At 68.3% G+C, this 17,830-nt stretch carries 20 protein-coding genes; 6 read left to right on the top strand and 14 right to left on the bottom strand.

The annotated features are described in order from the left end of the window. Positions 1-5: 5 nt before the first annotated feature. Positions 6-959: an aldo/keto reductase gene (locus tag LVJ59_RS16225; protein WP_232763839.1), complete on the top strand. Its 954-nt coding sequence runs from the start codon at positions 6-8 to the stop codon at positions 957-959. Positions 960-969: 10 nt separating this feature from the next. Here LVJ59_RS16225 and LVJ59_RS16220 read toward each other — a convergent pair whose 3' ends face one another. The 9 genes from LVJ59_RS16220 to LVJ59_RS16180 form a co-directional block, all read right to left on the bottom strand. Next, positions 970-1,647, bottom strand: a complete 678-nt coding sequence (locus LVJ59_RS16220; protein WP_232763786.1) for a response regulator transcription factor — start codon at positions 1,645-1,647, stop codon at positions 970-972. Then, complete coding sequence (locus LVJ59_RS16215; RefSeq protein ID WP_232763785.1) at positions 1,644-2,918, bottom strand: histidine kinase; 1,275 nt, start codon at positions 2,916-2,918, stop codon at positions 1,644-1,646. The genes LVJ59_RS16220 and LVJ59_RS16215 overlap by 4 nt, the downstream gene beginning before the upstream one ends. Positions 2,919-2,928: 10 nt before the next feature. Then, entirely contained in the window at positions 2,929-3,744 is an 816-nt protein-coding gene (locus LVJ59_RS16210; protein WP_047521499.1) for an integral membrane transport protein, read from the bottom strand. Beyond that, complete coding sequence (locus LVJ59_RS16205) at positions 3,741-4,652, bottom strand: ABC transporter ATP-binding protein (protein ID WP_047521497.1); 912 nt, start codon at positions 4,650-4,652, stop codon at positions 3,741-3,743. Before LVJ59_RS16205 ends, LVJ59_RS16210 begins: the two co-directional genes overlap by 4 nt. 105 nt (positions 4,653-4,757) lie before the next feature. Then, complete coding sequence (locus tag LVJ59_RS16200) at positions 4,758-5,168, bottom strand: arsenate reductase ArsC (RefSeq protein ID WP_047521495.1); 411 nt, start codon at positions 5,166-5,168, stop codon at positions 4,758-4,760. 25 nt (positions 5,169-5,193) lie between these two features. Next, complete coding sequence (locus LVJ59_RS16195; RefSeq protein WP_232763784.1) at positions 5,194-6,186, bottom strand: metalloregulator ArsR/SmtB family transcription factor; 993 nt, start codon at positions 6,184-6,186, stop codon at positions 5,194-5,196. Further along, positions 6,183-7,289: an ACR3 family arsenite efflux transporter gene (gene arsB, locus LVJ59_RS16190; RefSeq protein WP_308191519.1), complete on the bottom strand. Its 1,107-nt coding sequence runs from the start codon at positions 7,287-7,289 to the stop codon at positions 6,183-6,185. The genes LVJ59_RS16195 and arsB overlap by 4 nt, the downstream gene beginning before the upstream one ends. After that, entirely contained in the window at positions 7,289-8,266 is a 978-nt protein-coding gene (gene trxB / locus LVJ59_RS16185; RefSeq protein WP_232763783.1) for a thioredoxin-disulfide reductase, read from the bottom strand. The genes arsB and trxB overlap by 1 nt, the downstream gene beginning before the upstream one ends. Before the next feature lie 79 nt (positions 8,267-8,345). After that, positions 8,346-8,978, bottom strand: coding sequence for an SOS response-associated peptidase family protein (locus LVJ59_RS16180; RefSeq protein ID WP_232763782.1), 633 nt, complete (start codon positions 8,976-8,978; stop codon positions 8,346-8,348). 106 nt (positions 8,979-9,084) lie between these two features. Here LVJ59_RS16180 and LVJ59_RS16175 point away from each other — a divergent pair, with 106 nt between their 5' ends. Beyond that, positions 9,085-9,996: a DMT family transporter gene (locus tag LVJ59_RS16175; RefSeq protein ID WP_232763837.1), complete on the top strand. Its 912-nt coding sequence runs from the start codon at positions 9,085-9,087 to the stop codon at positions 9,994-9,996. A gap of 4 nt (positions 9,997-10,000) precedes the next feature. Here the strand turns inward: LVJ59_RS16175 and LVJ59_RS16170 are convergent, their stop codons facing one another. Next, positions 10,001-10,594, bottom strand: coding sequence for a nitroreductase family protein (locus tag LVJ59_RS16170; protein WP_232763781.1), 594 nt, complete (start codon positions 10,592-10,594; stop codon positions 10,001-10,003). After that, positions 10,591-10,995 (bottom strand): peptide-methionine (R)-S-oxide reductase MsrB, encoded by a 405-nt coding sequence (msrB, locus tag LVJ59_RS16165; protein WP_047521486.1) that lies wholly within the window; start codon positions 10,993-10,995, stop codon positions 10,591-10,593. The genes LVJ59_RS16170 and msrB overlap by 4 nt, the downstream gene beginning before the upstream one ends. A 71-nt stretch (positions 10,996-11,066) precedes the next feature. On the opposite strand from msrB, the gene LVJ59_RS16160 reads away from it, so the two are divergent. From LVJ59_RS16160 to groL, 4 genes are all read left to right on the top strand, one after another. Next, complete coding sequence (locus LVJ59_RS16160) at positions 11,067-12,059, top strand: DUF2332 domain-containing protein (RefSeq protein WP_232763780.1); 993 nt, start codon at positions 11,067-11,069, stop codon at positions 12,057-12,059. 9 nt (positions 12,060-12,068) lie between these two features. Continuing rightward, positions 12,069-12,326 carry a DUF3263 domain-containing protein gene (locus LVJ59_RS16155; protein ID WP_047521479.1) on the top strand — a complete coding sequence of 86 codons (258 nt, stop codon included), beginning with the start codon at positions 12,069-12,071 and terminating at the stop codon, positions 12,324-12,326. Between the two features lie 79 nt (positions 12,327-12,405). Next, positions 12,406-12,984, top strand: a complete 579-nt coding sequence (locus tag LVJ59_RS16150) for a LytR C-terminal domain-containing protein (RefSeq protein ID WP_232763779.1) — start codon at positions 12,406-12,408, stop codon at positions 12,982-12,984. Positions 12,985-13,108: 124 nt separating this feature from the next. Next, positions 13,109-14,728, top strand: coding sequence for a chaperonin GroEL (groL, locus tag LVJ59_RS16145; RefSeq protein ID WP_047521477.1), 1,620 nt, complete (start codon positions 13,109-13,111; stop codon positions 14,726-14,728). A 66-nt stretch (positions 14,729-14,794) separates the two neighbouring features. Here groL and LVJ59_RS16140 read toward each other — a convergent pair whose 3' ends face one another. From LVJ59_RS16140 to LVJ59_RS16130, 3 genes are all read right to left on the bottom strand, one after another. After that, positions 14,795-15,082 (bottom strand): WXG100 family type VII secretion target, encoded by a 288-nt coding sequence (locus LVJ59_RS16140; RefSeq protein ID WP_131491493.1) that lies wholly within the window; start codon positions 15,080-15,082, stop codon positions 14,795-14,797. A gap of 162 nt (positions 15,083-15,244) precedes the next feature. After that, a complete protein-coding gene (locus tag LVJ59_RS16135; RefSeq protein WP_232763778.1) occupies positions 15,245-16,951 on the bottom strand; it encodes a cell wall metabolism sensor histidine kinase WalK in 1,707 nt (568 codons plus the stop codon). A 62-nt stretch (positions 16,952-17,013) separates the two neighbouring features. Further along, a complete protein-coding gene (locus LVJ59_RS16130) occupies positions 17,014-17,706 on the bottom strand; it encodes a response regulator transcription factor (protein ID WP_047522533.1) in 693 nt (230 codons plus the stop codon). Positions 17,707-17,830 lie beyond the last annotated feature (124 nt).

The following is a 17,830-nucleotide window of genomic DNA, read 5'->3' as shown; positions in this document are numbered from 1 at the left end:
CCGACATGACTCGTATCGGCAGTAGTGATCTTGACGTGCTCCCGCTCTCGCTCGGCGGCAATGTGTTCGGCTGGACGGCCGACCGCGACACCTCCTTCGCGGTGCTCGACGCCTTCGTGGACGGGGGCGGCGACTTCATCGACACCGCCGACTCCTACAGCTCCTGGGTGGCGGGCAACGAGGGCGGGGAGAGCGAGACCATCGTCGGCGAATGGTTGGCCTCCCGCAAGCCCGCCGGCATCGTCGTCGCGACCAAGGTCAGCCAGCACCCGCAGTTCCGAGGGCTGTCCGCGGGCAACATCCGCAAGGCGGCCGAGGCATCGCTGATGCGCCTGGGCGTCGACGAGCTCGATCTGTATTACGCGCACTTCGATGACGAGACCGTCCCGCTGGAGGAGACCGTCACCGCGTTCGGCCAGCTCGTCGCGGATGGCCTGGTGCGGCATGTCGCCGTCTCGAACTACTCGGCCGATCGGATCCGGGAGTGGATCGAGATCGCCCGGCGCACCGGAGCGGCCGTGCCGGTCGCCGTGCAGCCGCACTACAACCTCGTGCACCGCAACGAGGTTGAGGAGACGATCATCCCGGTCGCCGAGGAGTTCGGGCTCGGGCTCGTCCCGTACTACTCTCTCGCGAGCGGGTTCCTCACCGGCAAATACCGTTCGACGGATGCCGCGGGCCAGGCCTCTCCGCGCGCACAGGGTGCCGCGAAGTACGCCACCGAGGCCGGCCTGCGGATCATCGACGCGCTGGAGGAGATCGGCGACGCCCACGGTGAGTCGATCGCGGCGACCTCGCTCGCCTGGTTGCGTGCGCAGCCCACCGTCGTCGCACCGATCGCCAGCGCCCGCTCGGTCGAGCAGGTGCCCGACCTGCTCGCGGGAGCACGCCTCGAACTCTCCCCGGAAGAGGTGGCCGTGCTCGATCAGGTCTCGGAGTGGAGTCCCGCCCAGGCCTGACGCGACGCCGCTAGTCGCCGACGAGACCGAGCTTGTGGGCCAGGATCACCGCGTGGATGCGGTCGCGGGCGGCGAGCTTGGTCAGCACCCGGCCGACATGCGTCTTCACGGTGGACTCGCCCACGTAGAGCGTCTGGGCGATCTCGGCATTGGTGAGGCCTCGTCCGATCGCCAGGAACACATCGCGCTCTCGTTCGGTCAAGGAGGCGAGCGCTGCGCTCTCCGCCGCGTCGGGCGCCGGGGCCGCGGAGGGTCCCAGGTGCGGCGTCACGTGCTCGAGCAGCATCCGTGTGACGCGCGGTGAGAGGGCGGCATCTCCGCGGTGCACGGCGCGCACGGCGGAGATCATCTCCTGTCGCTGCGCGTCCTTCAACAGGAAACCGCTCGCGCCCGCGCGGATGGCGCCGAAGGCGTATTCGTCGAGGTCGAAGGTGGTCAGCACGAGCACTTTCGTCTGCGGATGTTCGCGCACGATCGTCTCGGTGGCCGCGATGCCATCCAGTTCCGGCATGCGGATGTCCATCAGCACGAGGTCGGGGGCGAGGCTCCTGCTCTGCATGATCGCGGCTCTCCCGTCGGCGGCCTCACCGACCACGACGATGTCGCCCTCAGCTTCGAGAACCATGCGGAACCCGACTCGGATGAGCTCCTGATCGTCCACCAAGAGCACTCTGATCGCGTCTGTCATCTGTCGCCTTCCATCGACTCGCTCCCGGCGCCGGGAGCGCTTCCTCCTGTCGGTAGCACGGCCTGCAGCACCCACTGTCCTTCACCGGCCGGCCCCGATTGCAGCGTGCCGTGCACATGGGCCGCACGTTCGGACAGTCCGCGGACACCGAAACCGGCGGTTCCGACCTCGCCCGTGACGCCGTCGTTCACGATCTCGATCGTCGCCGTGTCCGGTCCATAGTCCAGGCGTACGGTGATCGCCGATGCGGTCGGTGCATGGCGCATCGCGTTGGTCACGCCCTCCTGGACGATGCGACCGATCGCGTGTGCGACTGCGGGGGAGACATCGGGCTGCCCCACCACGGTGAGCGTGGCCGGATAGCCGGCGCGTTGCGCGGCTTCGACGGTGTCCCGGGGCGGTACCGGATGCAGCGGCGCGAGAGGCAGCGGTGAATCGTCGCCACGCAGGACGCCTAACATCGACCGCATCTCGGTGAGCGCGGCACGAGCGGTGTCCGCCGTCGAGAGCGCGGCCTTGCGCGCCTGCTCGCGGTCCGACGTCGCCGCGCCGCCCTCGGAGAGCGCCACGATCACCGTCAGCGAATGCGACACGATGTCATGCATCTCGCGGGCGATGCGTGCGCGCTCGGAGGCGGCCGCCAACTTGGCCTGCTGGTCGCGTTCGACGAGGAGCTGTCGGGAGCGATCGATGACGGCGGAGAGGTAGCGCTTGCGTCCTCCGACGTTGACGCCGATGAGCGTGCCGATCAAGCCGAGCACGATGTAGCTGAGGGCGGTGTCGAGCCCGCTCTGGAGCACGACCCCGCCCGAGAGCATGAGCAGAGTGGTGAGGCCGACGAACCACGCGGCGCCGATTCCGTACCAGGTCCAGGCGGCGCGGGAGGAGCGGTAGACCGCCAGACCGTAGCAGGCGACGAGCAGAAGGATCAGCCCGCCGGACAACCCCGTGAACAGGCCCACGGTGCCCAGGACCACCGACGCAACGAAGGGGGCCAGCGGCGCCCGGCGCCGCCAGAGCAGGGTACTGCAGGCGAGGACCACCATCGACAGCGTGGCGATGTTGATCGCGATGGCGGTCGCCTCGGGGATCGAATCGTCCAGGAGTCGCCCGGCGGGGACGAGCGAGAGGAGGAGGCAGAGAAGCGCGAGCAGCACATCGGCGAGCACCGGGTGCCGCGCCCAGAAGCGTCGGAAGAGCCCCGGCGCACGCGGAAGCCGCAGCTCCTCGTCCTCGCGGATCGAGTCGCTGCGGCTTCGCGTTCTCCTCACGGACCCGACTCTACGCGTCGCGGGTGCGCAGAACCGCCCAGGCCACGAGGGCGCCGCCGGCGACCCAGCAGGCCAGCGTCAGGAAGGCCACAGGAGTATCGAGCGGGGCGCCATCACTCGGCAGGATGGCGCTCTGCGCGGCTGCCACCGGGAGGTAGTTCGCGGCATCGACGAGCCATGCCCAGGTCTCGCCGGCGAAGGTGAAGAAGCTCGCCACGATCGGCAGTACGAACAGCACACCGACGGTCGCGGCGATCGCACCCGCGCCGGAGCGCAGGATGAATCCGAACGACACACCGATCAGGGCGAAGACCGCCATCGAGAGCGAGGCCACGACGATCGGGAGCAGCGACATCGATGGGTCTGACCAATCGATGCTCTGGTCACGCGGTGCCACGACGAGAGAGACCGCGGCGGCCGCGAGGGCGAAGATGATCAGCGACGACAGGAACAAGAACACGGCGAGCACGATAGACTTCGCCGCCAGCACGGATCCGCGGATCGGGTTGGCCGTCAGGGTCGAGCGGATCATGCCGGTGGAGTACTCCCCGGTGACCGAGATCGCGCCGATGATGCCGGCGAGCAACATGGTGAACTGGATCGGCATGATGACGGCCTGGATCGGCTCGAAGCCCGGCATGTCGACCGCCTGTGCGATGAGCACGGCGATCCCGATGGTGAGAGCCGCGGCGATCCCGATGGACCACCAGGTGGAGCGCAGGGTGGCGAGCTTGATCCACTCGCCGCGCAGCGCGCGCACGAACGTCAGGCGTCGACCGGTGTCGACGCGCGGCCTCGTGGGAGCGGGTGCCTGTGTCGTGGTCATGAGATCTCCTTGGTGCGGTACTCGACGGAGTCGCCGGTGAGGGCGAGGTACGCGTCTTCGAGCGAACCGGTGGTGGGGGTGAGTTCGTGTAGCGGGATGCCACGATCGGCGGCCAGGTCGCCGATGCGTGCGGCGGGCAGTCCCACGATGTCGAGCAGATCAGGAGCGGAGCTCACGATCTCCACATCCGGGCCGCCCACGGCCGCCGCCAGGTCAGCCGGTCGGGGCGTGCGAACCCGCACGGTGTTCCTGGTCCAGGAACGCACGAGGTCGGCCAGGGCCGCATCCGCGAGCACCCGACCGCGCCCCATGACGATGACGTGATCCGCCGTCTGCGCCATCTCGCTCATCAGGTGGCTCGAGAGCAGCACGGTGCGTCCTTCCGAAGCCGCATGCCGGACGAACTGGCGCACCCAGCGCACACCCTCCGGATCGAGGCCGTTGACCGGCTCGTCGAGGATCAGCGTGTGCGGGTCGCCGAGCAGCGCCGAGGCGATGCCGAGGCGCTGTCCCATCCCGAGGGAGAACTTGCCCGCCCGCTTGCGGGCGACGGAGCCGATGCCCGCAAGGTCGATGACCTCGTCCACCCGCGAGGAAGGGATGCCGTGGGTCGCCGCCATCGCGCGAAGGTGATTGCGCGCGGTGCGCCCGGTGTGCACGGCCTTCGCGTCGAGCAGCACGCCGACTTCGGTGAGGGGAGCGCGCAACTTGCGGTACTCACGACCGGCGACGGCGGCGCGGCCGGAGGTCGGGCGATCCAGCCCGACGATCATGCGCATGGTGGTGGATTTGCCCGCGCCGTTCGGTCCGAGGAACCCGGTGACACTGCCCGGCTTGACGGTGAACGACACGTCGTCGACGGCGGTCTTGTCTCCGAACCTCTTCGTGAGGCCTTCTGCTGTGATCATGACATCCACGCTACGGAGCATCCTCCGGACCCCGCATCCGCCCCAGGTACCGTCTTCTGCTCGGGACCTCCTCCCCGCGGAGGACATCCCGGGCGCGGGCCTCGCCTAGACCAGTTCGTTCACCAGCTGCTCGATGCGCGCGCGGATGTCGTCGCGGATCGGACGGACAGCATCGATGCCCTGGCCGGCCGGGTCGTCGAGCTTCCAGTCCTCGTAGCGCTTGCCGGGGAAGAACGGGCAGGCGTCGCCGCACCCCATCGTGATCACGACGTCGGACGCCTGTACGGCCTCGGTCGTCAGTACCTTGGGCTGCTCAGCGGTGATGTCGATGCCGAGCTCGCTCATGGCCTCGACGGCGATCGGGTTGATCTGCTGTGCCGGCATGGAGCCGGCCGATCGGACCTCGATGCGGTCGCCGGCGATGTCGCGGAGGAACCCTGCGGCCATCTGCGAGCGTCCGGCGTTGTGCACGCAGACGAAGAGGACGGAGGGCTTGGCGGTGGTCGTGTCAGTCATGGTTGCTCCTGGCGAGAGGGGGTGGTCAAGAGAGAAGGTCGTCAACGAGCGCGCGCACTCGGGCGGCGATGTCGTCGCGGATGGCTTCGACGCCCTCCCGCGACGCGAGGGCGGGATCACCGACGGCCCAGTCGTCGTAGCGCACGCCGGGGATGATCGGGCAGACGTCGCCACAGCCCATCGTGATGACGACGTCGGCCGCGCGGACGGCGTCGTCGGTGAGCGGCTTCGGGAAGCGCTCGGCAGCCCGGTCGCCTTCGATCTCGGCGAGGATCGAGCGGACGTGCGGGTGGATGATGTCCGCGGGAGCGGATCCGGCCGAGCGTGCGACGACCTTGCCGGCGGCGAGCGTGTTGACGAGCGCGGCGGCGAGCTGCGAGCGTCCGGCGTTGGCGACGCAGACGAAGAGCACCTGCGGGACGGACGCATCGCGGTCACGAGTGAGGTCGGCGAGTCGCTGACGCGCGAAGCGCTCGGTCAGAGGAACGAGGGCGGAAGTGACCCTGGCGGTGCGCGCGAGCGCGGTGTACGACTCTCGGACGATGGTGAGCACCACGTCGGGCTCGAGGTCGGGGATTTCCGCCGCGAGCTCGTCCGCGAGACGGGTCACGCGGGCGTCGAAGTCCGGTCGCGGGTGATCGTGGTCGCCGGTGACACCCCCGGGTGCGAGCGTCGCGGGCGCGAACGACTCCAGCAGAGCTGTGACCGCGCTGCGGCGGTTCGGGGTGATCCGATACCAGACCCAGGTTCCTCGCCGCTCGGAGGTGAGGACATCGACGTCCTTGAGCACCTTCAGATGGTGGGAGACGGTCGGCTGAGAGACCTCGGCGAGCTCGGCGAGGTCGCAGACACACGACTCCCCGCGCGGGTCGGACGCGATGGCCGACAGCATCCGCAGCCGCAGCGGATCCGACAGAGCCTTCAACGTCGCGGCGACCGACGACGCCGCGTCGAGTCCGATGGCGTGGGTGGCGACGGGACTGCAAGTGTCGTCCGCGGTGGTCAGGGTGACGTTCATGACGGAATCCTTCCAGCGGTGAATGGATCGGTATGGAACCAGCGCCGGGCGGCCCAGAGCGAGACATAGACGAGCCCGACGAGAACCGGGACTTCGATCAGCGGGCCGACCACGCCGGCGAGCGCCTGGCCGGATGTCGCGCCGAAGGTGCCGATGGCGACCGCGATCGCGAGTTCGAAGTTGTTGCCGGCGGCGGTGAAAGCCAGGGTCGACGATCGTGCGTATCCGAGGCCGAGAGTCTTCCCCGTGAGGAGGCCGAGGAACCACATGACGCCGAAGTACACCAGGAGTGGGAGCGCGATCCTGGCGACGTCCCAGGGACGACTCGTGACCTGTTCCCCCTGGAGAGCGAACAACAGAACGATCGTGAACAGGAGGCCGTAGAGCGCCCAGGGGCCGATCTTCGGGAGGAAGCTGTCTTCGTACCAGTCGCGTCCCTTCGTGCGCTCTCCGAAGAAGCGGGAGGCGAATCCCGCGACGAGGGGGATGCCGAGGAATATCAGGACATTGAGCGCGATCTGTCCGATCGAGATGTCCAAGCCCTGCGAGTCGAGTCCGAGCCAGCCGGGGAGGACGGTGAGGTAGAACCAGCCGAGGAGTGAGAAGGCGATGACCTGGAAGACCGAGTTGATGGCGACGAGCACGGCTGCGGCTTCGCGGTCGCCGCAGGCGAGGTCGTTCCAGATGACGACCATCGCGATGCAGCGCGCGAGCCCCACGATGATGAGGCCGGTGCGGTACTCGGGCAGATCGGGCAGGAAAGCCCACGCGAGGACGAACATCAGCGCCGGGCCCACGAGCCAGTTGAGCGCCAGCGACGAGATGAGGAGTTTCTTGTCGCCGGTGACGGCGGCGACCTTGTCGTAGCGGACCTTCGCGAGCACCGGGTACATCATCACCAGCAGGCCGAGGGCGATCGGGATCGAGATCCCACCGACCTCGAGGCGGGCCAGGAGGTCGGAGACCCCGGGGATGAAGCGGCCGATGACGATGCCGCCGATCATGGCCAGTCCGATCCAGAGTGGCAGCCACCGATCGAGGGTCGACAGTCGGCGGGCGGTTGGCGTGGAGGCCGGCAGGGTGGCCTCGGCGATCGGCGCGATCACGCGAAGACCTCCTCGGTCCGGCGCGAAAGGGGGGCGACTTCGTCAAGTGCGGCGAGGTAGTGCTGAGCATCCTGCGCTGCCGCGCAGCCGGTACCTGCGGCGGTGATCGCCTGACGGTAGGTGTGGTCGACGAGATCGCCGGCGGCGAAGACTCCCGCGAGGTTTGTGCGGGTCGAGGGGTGCTCGACGAGCACGTAGCCGTCAGCATCGGTGCCGACGAGGCCGGTGACAATCTCGGAGCGCGGGTCATGACCGATCGCGACGAAGACTCCCGTTGCCGCCAGCTCCCGCTCGACGCCCGAGACGGTATCGCGCAGTGCGACTGCTTCGACCTTCTCGGCGCCGATGAGGCTCGCGACTTCGCTGTTCCATGCCACTTCGATCTTCGGGTGGTCGAGTACGCGCTGTGCCATGATCTTCGAGGCCCGGAACTCGGCGCGACGGTGGACGACGGTGACCTTCGACGCGAAGCGGGTGAGGAACAGCGCCTCCTCCATGGCGGAGTCCCCGCCGCCGACCACGACGACCTCTTGCTCACGGAAGAAGAAACCGTCGCAAGTGGCGCACCAAGAGACCCCGCGTCCGGTGAGTCGCTCCTCGTCGGGGATGCCGAGCTTGCGGTACGCGGAGCCCATGGACAGGATGACTGCGCGAGCGAGGAATGTCTCCCCAGCCCCCGTCTCGACCGTCTTGATGGGGCCGTCGAGGTCGACCAGAACGGCGTCGTCGAGAAGGATGCGGGCACCGAAGCGCTCGGCCTGCGCGCGCATCGATTCCATCAGCTCGGGTCCTTGGATGCCGTCGACGAACCCGGGGAAGTTCTCGACCTCCGTCGTGGTCATCAGCGCGCCGCCGGCCGTCACGGAACCGGCAAGCACCACGGGGGTGAGTCCCGCGCGCGCCGCGTACACGGCGGCAGTGTATCCGGCAGGGCCGGAGCCGATGATGACCAGTTCAACCTCTTGAATCGACATGTGTCTATATTGACGCCTGTCGATATCAAGCGCAACCGATGCCGGAAGAGTTCACCTGTTCGTCACCGTGGCGGTCAGATCACGAGGATCGCCCGTCGGCCGGTTCCACACGGATCCGCTCATTGATCGGAGCGGCAGCCGCAACGGCCGCGTTGATCAACTCCCCGGGTGCGTTCGGCGTCGTGAGCCATTCTTCGGCGAAACCCGGATTGATGAGCAAGGGCATCCGGTCGTGGATGTGCGCCAGATGCCCCGCAGCGGGCTGCATCACGATGCTGTAGCAGGTGTAGTCGACACCGTCGGCGGTGCGTCCGGGCCGAGTGACCGCTGCCAGCCCGAGGAGACCGTCAGCGGGTGCGGTGAAGTGGTGCCAGATGCGGGACGGCTTGACCATCTCTCGCCAGAATGAGACCGGCACGATCGCGCGATCGGGGAGTGCCCCCTTGGCAGTGGCGAGTCGTTCCGATCGGGTGTTGATCGACGCGAAGCTCGCGGGCGCGCCGTTGACCAGATACCCCCACCAGGCAAGCTGCACAGTGGAGGGGTCGGTGATGATCGGGTTCAGGTTGCGCAGGTTCTTTCCCGTGGGGCGCAGAATCTCGCCGTCGTTGCCCGCTGCCCACGAGCGGAGCCCTTCGAGGACATCGGCATCGAGCGCATCCCGATAGGCGTCGTCGGTGAACCGGGGATCGAGGCCATAGCTCGCGCACATGCCGTCAGCGTAGACCCGGGCTCCGACATCGCGCTCGCGACCGGGCGAGGCGCGCGTGCTCGGGTAGGGTCGATGGGTGCCAGAACCCCGCCGCCTCCCCGCTCCGCTGGCACTTGGCGGAGCTGTCGCGATCGGGGTCATGACAGCCGTCCAGGCGCGGATCAATGGTGTGCTCGGGGTGCGCGTCGATGACGGCATCGTCGCGGGACTGCTCTCGTTCTCGGTGGGCCTGCTGGCCCTCGTCGCGGTGATCTCCTGCATCCCGTCGGCCCGTCGTGGTGTCGGGCGTCTGTGGCGCGGGATCCGTGAGAACACCATCCCGTTCTGGATGCTGCTGGGCGGCGCGTGCGGAGCGCTCACGGTTTCGACGCAGGGGCTGACGGCCGGCGTGCTGGGGGTCTCCCTGTTCAGCGTCGGTGTCGTCGCGGGCCAGACGCTGCACGGACTCGTGCTCGATCGGATCGGCTTCGGGCCGGCCGGTGTCGTGGCGGTCACGCCGGGGCGCGTCGCCGGTGGGGTGCTCGCGCTCGCCGCCGTCGGAATCTCCCTGTCCGGGGACGTGCTCGCCGCCGCTCCGCTGTGGATGCTGCTGCTGCCGTTCGCCGCGGGCGTCGGCATCGCGTGGCAGGCGGCCACCAACGGACGCCTCGCTCAGCGCGTGCGCTCGCCGCTTGCGGCGACCCTGATGAGTTTCATCACGGGAACGGTCGTGCTGATGCTCGCGGCCGGAGCGAGCATCGCGTTCCGGGGAATGCCCGATGCCCTCCCCGCCGAGCCGTGGCTGTATCTGGGCGGGTTCCTCGGTGCCGGCTACATCCTCCTCGGGGCGTTCATCGTCGGGCACACCGGAGTGCTCCTGATGGGGCTGGGGTCCGTGCTCGGGCAGCTTCTGACCTCGGTCGCGATAGACCTGATCTGGCCGGCTGCGGCGGGGCCCGCCCTCTGGCAGGTCATCGCGATGGTCACCGTCGCGGTCGCATCGGTACTCGTCGCGGTCCCGCGGCTGTGGCGCCGCTGACGCGCTACTTCTTCTTCTCGGCCCTCTTCTTCTTGCTCGACTTCTTCGGGGAAGCCGACCCGGGCGCAGGCATGCGCGTGAGCAGCTTCCGCGCATCGACCATCTTGCGGCGTCCCGCCTTCTTGCCCTCCGGCTTACCGCCGACGTAGAGCCACCCCAGAAGTTCTTCGTCTTTGCCGAGGCCGTGAGCCTTCGCCACTGCTTTGGCGCGGGTGTAGTGACCGGTGCGCCAGATCACGCCCCACCCGGCCTCATCGAGCAGCAGACTCAGCATGTGCGCGACGCCGGACGCGACGGCCTCCTGCTCCCAGCGCGGCACCTTCTCGCTCTTGCGGTAGCTCGCGACGACGGCGATCAGCAGCGGAGCTCTCAGCGGCTTGGTGGAGGGGGAGGAGTCGCCCTGGGCTTTCGCGATGGCGGCGCCGAGGACTTCGCGGTCCGCGCCCCGGAGCTCGATGAGCCGCCACGGGCGCAATGAGGAATGATCGGCGACGCGACCGGCGGCGGCCACGAAGGTCAGCAACTCCTCGCGGCCGGGGGCCGTGTCTTCCACCTTCGACCAAGATTGACGCGCGCGAACGGCGTCCAGGGCGCTCACGAGGCGTCGGGGGTGAAGTTCATCGCGATCGAGTTCATGCAGTAGCGGTCGCCGGTCGGCGTGCCGAACCCGTCGGGGAACACGTGGCCGAGGTGCGAGCCGCAGTTGGCGCAGCGGACTTCTGTGCGCACCATGCCCAGGCTGTCGTCCTCGAGGAGCTCCACCGCATCGGGGCGGATCGACTCGTAGAAGCTCGGCCAGCCGCAGCCGGAGTCGAACTTGGTCCCGCTCTTGAACAGCTCGGCGTTGCAGGCGCCGCAGGTGTAGAGACCCGCGCGTTCCTCGTCGAGAAGCTCTCCCGTCCACGCGCGCTCGGTGGCGGCCTTCCTCAGCACGGCGTATCGCTCATCGCCGAGCTCCTCGCGCCATTCGTCTTCGGTCTTGTCCACGCTGTACGACATGTGTCCTCCTGAGTCGCCTCCATTCTCCCTCCTGCAACGGCCTCTCGGGTGCTTCGCGTCAGAATGGACGGATGACGGATGCTGTCCAGGAGCGGTATGCGCGCTTCGCTCGTGACGAGGCGCCGGGTCGCAGCGCCCTCTACGTCGAATGGGCGAGCGGCGTCGCGGAGGACGATGCGGTGCGTGCGGTCCTCCGCCGGATCCCGGAGACGAGGAGGCAGCCGCCGCTGGTGTTCGCCGTCACCCGGATGCTCGGCGTACCGCTGGCCGCATACCCGCAGTGGCGGCGCTTCGTGCTGCAGCATGCGGATGCCATCGTCGCCGAGTGCGCCCGCCGGTCGCTGCAGACCAACGAGCCGCTTCGACTCGCCGCCCTCCTTCCCGTGCTCTCCGAGATACCCGGCCCGGTGGCATTGCTCGAGGTCGGCGCGGCAGCCGGGCTCTGTCTCTATCCGGATCGGTATTCGTATCGCGTCGCCGATGAGCACGGGGAGGTGCGTGTCGCACTGGATCCGGTGGACGGACCGTCCTCGGTCGTGCTGGAGACCCGCGTGTCCGGGCCCCTGCCGCCCCTGCGGGTACCGGAGGTGGTCTGGCGTGCCGGAATCGACCTGGCTCCGCTCGACGCGGGGGACGAGCGTGACCGTCGCTGGCTGCGGGGGCTCGTGTGGCCCGGCGAGACGGGGCGCGATGAGCGCATCGCCGCCGCCCTCGACATCGTCGCGGCCGATCCTCCGAAGCTCGTCGCCGGAGATGCGCTGGCGTCCATCGAGGCGCTCGCCGCGTCCGCCCCGCACGACGCCACCCTCGTCATCACGACGCCGGGGGTGCTCGTGCACATCCCGCGGGCGTCCCGGAACGCGCTCGTCGCGACCATCCACGGCCTGGACGCGCGCTGGATCACGATCGATCCGCCGGGTGTGCTCGACGTCTGGGAGCCGCCCATCGATGCAGACGACTGGCCGGGTTTCGTGGTCGCGCTGGACGGTCGAGTGCGCGCTGCCGCGGATCCGCTCGGGCGCTGGTGGGAGTGGCGAGCGGCTCTGCCTGCGAACGCGTCCTAACCTGTACCCATGATCGGAGACCTCACGGAGCGCGATCGCGCGATCCTCGCCCTGGAAGGGACCTGGCCCCGGCATGACGGGGCGAAAGAAGAGGTCATCCGCACGCAGCTGGGGATGAGCGCCGCACGCTACTACCAGCTCCTCGGACGTCTGATCGATTCGGAGGTCGCGCTGGAATACGACCCGATGCTGGTGCGCAGGCTCCGTCGACTCCGCGATTCGCGAGCGGCACGGCGTCGCGCACGCACCCCCGGTTTCGTCGGCTGAGCGGTCCTGCCCGAATCGCGGGGGCGTCGTCGCCTCGCCGCAGAACCGATTGACAGGAACCTGCCGCTAGCATCGAGGGGTGTCAAAGCCCTCCCGCGATCGTTTCGATGACGTTCCCCGTTCCTCCGGACGCGTGGGAGCGCACCGCGCCGAAGCTCCCGGCATGAACGGCTGGGTCGTGCTGCTGTGGTCTTTCGTCGCCGCGCTCATCCTCATCATCGCCGGCATCTTCGGCTCGCTCGTCGTGATGGGCCGGGTCTCGCTGTTCCCCGAGGCCGCGCCGTCGGCGGTCCCGTCGCCGGTCGACACGGGGATCGTCGACCCGACCATCTCCGTGATGGTCCTGAACGGGACGCCGGACGAGGGGCTCGACACGCAGATGCGCGACACCCTGATCAACAACGGCTGGGCGGCCGACGACGTCTTCGCCGGCGACAGCTCCAGCCAGGATTTCGCCGAGACGACCGTCTTCTACGTCAACGAAGAGGATGAGGAGGCCGCGATCGGATTGGCCAACCTCCTCGGTGGCGCACAGGTCCAGCAGAGCGACTACTACTCCGGTCAGACCGAAGACGGGGAGAAGCAGTTCACCGTGGTGATCGGTCTCGATCGGTCGCCCTCCGCGCCGGAGACACCCGCCGACGAGCCCGCCTCCTGACCTCCGGAGGCGACCCGCGCCCGGCGGCTTGCACTCGAGGGTGTCGAGTGCCAGAATGGCGTTAGCACTCTCTCACTCTGAGTGCTAAACCCAACGTCTACGTCCAGGAGGGACGAAAAAACTCATGGCAAAGATCATTGCTTTCGATGAGGAGGCCCGCCGCGGCCTCGAGCGCGGCCTGAACATCCTCGCCGACGCGGTCAAGGTGACCCTCGGCCCGCGCGGTCGCAACGTCGTCCTCGAGAAGAAGTGGGGCGCCCCCACGATCACGAACGACGGTGTCTCCATCGCCAAGGAGATCGAGCTGGACGACCCGTACGAGAAGATCGGCGCGGAGCTCGTCAAGGAGGTCGCCAAGAAGACCGACGACGTCGCGGGTGACGGCACCACCACCGCCACGGTCCTCGCTCAGGCTCTGGTCCGTGAAGGTCTGCGCAACGTCGCGGCCGGCGCCGACCCCATCTCGCTCAAGCGCGGCATCGAGAAGGCCGTCGCAGCGATCACCGAGGAGCTGCTCTCGACCGCCAAGGAGATCGACTCGAAGGAGCAGATCGCGGCCACGGCTTCCATCTCCGCTGCGGACCCCGCGATCGGCGAGCTCATCGCCGAGGCGATCGACAAGGTCGGCAAGGAGGGCGTCGTCACCGTCGAGGAGTCGCAGACGTTCGGCACCGAGCTCGAGCTCACCGAGGGTATGCGCTTCGACAAGGGCTACCTGAACCCGTACTTCGTCACGGACCCGGAGCGCCAGGAGGCTGTCTTCGAGGACCCGTACATCCTCATCGCGAACCAGAAGGTCTCCAACATCAAGGACCTCCTGCCCATCGTCGACAAGGTGATCCAGGACGGCAAGGAGCTCGTCATCATCGCCGAGGACGTCGAGGGCGAGGCTCTCGCGACGCTCGTGCTGAACAAGCTCAAGGGCATCTTCAAGTCGGTCGCCGTCAAGGCTCCCGGCTTCGGCGACCGTCGCAAGGCACAGCTGCAGGACATCGCGATCCTCACCGGTGGTCAGGTCATCACCGAAGAGGTCGGCCTCAAACTGGAGAACGCCACGCTCGACCTGTTGGGCCGTGCGCGCAAGGTCATCGTCACCAAGGACGAGACCACGATCGTCGAGGGTGCCGGCGAGGCTGACCAGATCGAGGGTCGCGTCACGCAGATCCGTCGCGAGATCGAGAACACCGACAGCGACTACGACCGCGAGAAGCTCCAGGAGCGCCTGGCCAAGCTCGCCGGTGGCGTCGCCGTCATCAAGGCGGGTGCAGCGACCGAGGTCGAGCTCAAGGAGCGCAAGCACCGCATCGAAGACGCCGTCCGCAACGCGAAGGCGGCCGTCGAGGAGGGCATCGTCCCCGGTGGTGGCGTCGCGCTGATCCAGTCCGGCACGAAGGCGCTCGACGCCCTCTCGCTCACGGGCGACGAGTCGACCGGCGCGAACATCGTCCGCGTCGCCATCCAGGCTCCGCTGAAGCAGATCGCGCTGAACGCCGGTCTCGAGGCCGGTGTCGTCGCCAACAAGGTCGCCGAGCTCCCCGCGGGCCAGGGCCTGAACGCGGCGACGGGCGAGTACGTCGACATGTTCGGCGCCGGCATCATCGACCCGGCCAAGGTCACCCGCTCGGCGCTGCAGAACGCGGCATCGATCGCGGCCCTGTTCCTCACGACCGAGGTCGTCGTGGCCGACAAGCCCGAGAAGGCAGCTGCTCCGATGGCTGACCCGTCGGGTGGCATGGACTTCTGATCCATCCTTCCTGACAGAACGCCCCCGGCTTCGGCCGGGGGCGTTCTGCATTCTCGGGGACCAGTCTCAGCGGAACAGGCTCGCCGAATACTGGTCGGCATCGGCGTACTGGGAGGCGGCCGACCCGAGCGAGGTGCCGATCGAGTCGAGGACCTGCTCCACATGCAGCTGGGCTCCCTGCCACTGCTCTGCACAGCCCTGGAATGCGTTGGAGGCGCTTCCGACCCAGGACGTCTGCAGTTGACGGAGCTGCGCCATGAGCGTCGCCGATTCACTCTGCAGGCGCTCGATGGTGGCTCTGACGGCGCCGTGGGCAGCGTGGACGGCTTCGGTGTCGACGGTGAAGACAGACATGGGAACTCCTTCTCGTTGAAGCTCCGACGCTAGGTGCGAGGCGGCTCCGAGAAACGTGTCCGTCGCGGGAGTTCTCGGCATCTGGGGGAACCCGATCGATCCCGTGAGCCGTGCAGAACTCTCGGCGTCACGGATCATCCCCTCGTCCGTGGCGGCTGCGGGTCAGGGGAGGTCGAGCCGTTCCAACGGCTGCGTGTCCTCGAGCAGGTGCGCGGGGGTCGCGCGGGCCGGTGCGAGGGGGAGGGTGACCGTGAAGGTCGCGCCGCCTCCCGGGGTCTCCGACACCTCGACGCCCCCGTGCAGCGCCTTCATGATTGACGCGACGATCGCGAGGCCGAGGCCCGATCCCCCGGTTTCCCTCGCCCGTGAGGTGTCGGCGCGCCAGAATCGCTCAAAGATCTGCTCGCGGATCTGCGGCGGGATGCCTTCGCCATGATCCACGACCGCGATGCTCCCGGTGCCGCGGACGCGGTCGGAGTCGACGATGAGTTCGATCGGCCCGTCCTCGGGGGAGAAGCGGCGGGCATTGCCCAGCAGGTTGGTGACGACCTGGCGCACCTTGTTCTCCTCCCCGAGCACGATCGGAGGCGTCCGCACCGGGATGTCCGGGATCTCGGTGAAGTCGATGGCCGGAGCCGGCTCGGGAGCACGGGGACGGCGACGCAGACGGGAGAGTGCTGTCCGGGAGAGTCCGCGGGGAGCCGGGGACGCGGCATCCTGCGGTTGCGGGGAAGGAGTGATGCGCAAAGGGGTCGCGGCCGGGGCGCCGACGGTCCGGTCGATCACGGTGACCGTCCGGCCAGGAGCGGCGGCGCGCAGGTCGAGTGCAGCGTCGCGGGCGATCGGACGCAGATCGAGCGGGACGATCTCCGGTTCCCGCTCCTCGTCCAGGCGCGCCAGCGCGAGGAGGTCCTCCACGAGGACGCCCATCCGGATCGCTTCCTTCTCGATGCGCTCCATGGCTCTGGCGGTGTCCTCCTCGCCCTTGATCGCGCCCATCCGATAGAGCTCCGCATACCCGCGAACGCTCACGAGGGGTGTGCGCAACTCATGGCTGGCGTCGCCGATGAAACGTCGCATGTGCTGCACGGTCCGGTCGCGCTGCGCGAGCGAGCGGTCGACACGATCGAGCATCGTGTTGATCGCCGCGTTCAGACGGCCGACCTCCGTCGTCGGCTCGAGATCGGTGAGGCGCTGCCGGAAGTCGCCGGCGGCGATCGACATGGCGGTCGCTTCGACCTGGCCGAGTCTGCGGAAGGTCAGGGTGACGAGGCCGCGAATGAGCAGCGCGGCGACGAGGATCGTGATCAGGGCGATCGTGATGTAGATGCCGAAGTACTGGCTGACGATGCGATCCGCTGGTGCGAGCGGCAGGGCGACCAGCTGGATGCGGAGCGCGCCCCCGCTTCCCTCCGAGCCCACCACGGCGACCGCGGCGTGGAAGACCTCGCCATCGGGTCCTGCGAGCTCGATCGGGGTGCGTTCGGAATCGGCGGTCGCCTTGGCGAGCGAATACTCGGAGGGGAAGAGGGGCGACGGGCCGGAGGTGCCGCGCGCGGTGGCCCGCAGCACACCGGTCGCATCGTAGATGGCGAAGGAGAAGTCCCGCGGCTGCTCTTCGCGCGGTGTGTAGGTGGTGGTTCCGTCCACCGTCGCGGTCTCGAAGTACCGTTCCACGAGATCACTGGAGACCAGCGCGGGAAGCTGCGCATCGATGTTCGCGACGAGGGCGTTGCGCAGGATCGGCACCGTTCCGATGCCTGCCACCAGCAGCCCGAGCGCCAGAACGGCCACCGTGACTCCGGTCACCTTCGCCCGGAGACTGATGCGCCGCCACCAGCTGGTGACCGCATCGGGCTTGTGCGCCATGCGGTCCTCCTCGGTGCGGCGAACACGCCGCTGTGCGGCGTCGAGTGGTGGTGGCCCGGGGGTCAGGCCGACTTGCCGACCTTCAACATGTATCCGAAGCCGCGCTTCGTCTGGATCAGCGACTCCTCGGTGTGGGGATCGATCTTGCGGCGAAGGTACGAGATGTAGCTCTCGACGATGCCCGCGTCACCGTTGAAGTCGTACTCCCACACGTGGTCGAGGATCTGCGCCTTCGACAGCACACGGTTCGGGTTGAGCATCAGGTAGCGCAACAGCTTGAACTCGGTCGGGCTGAGCTCGATCGGCTCCTTGCCCACGTGGACGTCATGGGTGTCCTGGTCCATCGACAACTCGCCGGCACGGATGATCGACTCCTCGTCGGCCTGCATGGTGCGGCGGAGGATCGCCTGCGCTCTGGCCACGATCTCGTCGAGGCTGAACGGCTTGGTGACGTAGTCGTCACCGCCGGCGTTGAGACCCTCGATCTTGTCGTCGGTGCCGTCTTTCGCCGTCAGGAAGAGGATCGGGGCGGTGAACCCGGCGCCGCGGAGGCGCTTGGTCACGCTGAACCCGTTCATGTCGGGGAGCATGACGTCCAGGATGATCAGGTCCGGTTCCTCTTCGAGGACGGCCGAGATCGTGGCGGCGCCGTTGGCGACCGTCTTCACCTGGAATCCGGCGAAGCTGAGACCCGTGGAGAGCAGGTCGCGGATGTTGGGTTCGTCATCGACGACCAGGATGCGCGGAGCAGTCATGTCCCCATTATGGTGACTCCGGCCATGCGGATGCTGACTATTGTGCGGAACGGCGTGGAGTCGCGCTCTCCCGGGAGGCCGCCGACGCGCTCGTCACACGCGGGAAACGACATCATTCCGGGGT

Origin of the sequence: Microbacterium sp. KKR3/1 (assembly GCF_021272365.1) — a bacterium.
GTDB classification, from domain to species: domain Bacteria; phylum Actinomycetota; class Actinomycetes; order Actinomycetales; family Microbacteriaceae; genus Microbacterium; species Microbacterium aurugineum.
The sequence above is the reverse complement of the archived record's forward strand: the minus strand, read 5'-3'. Positions and strand labels throughout refer to the sequence as shown.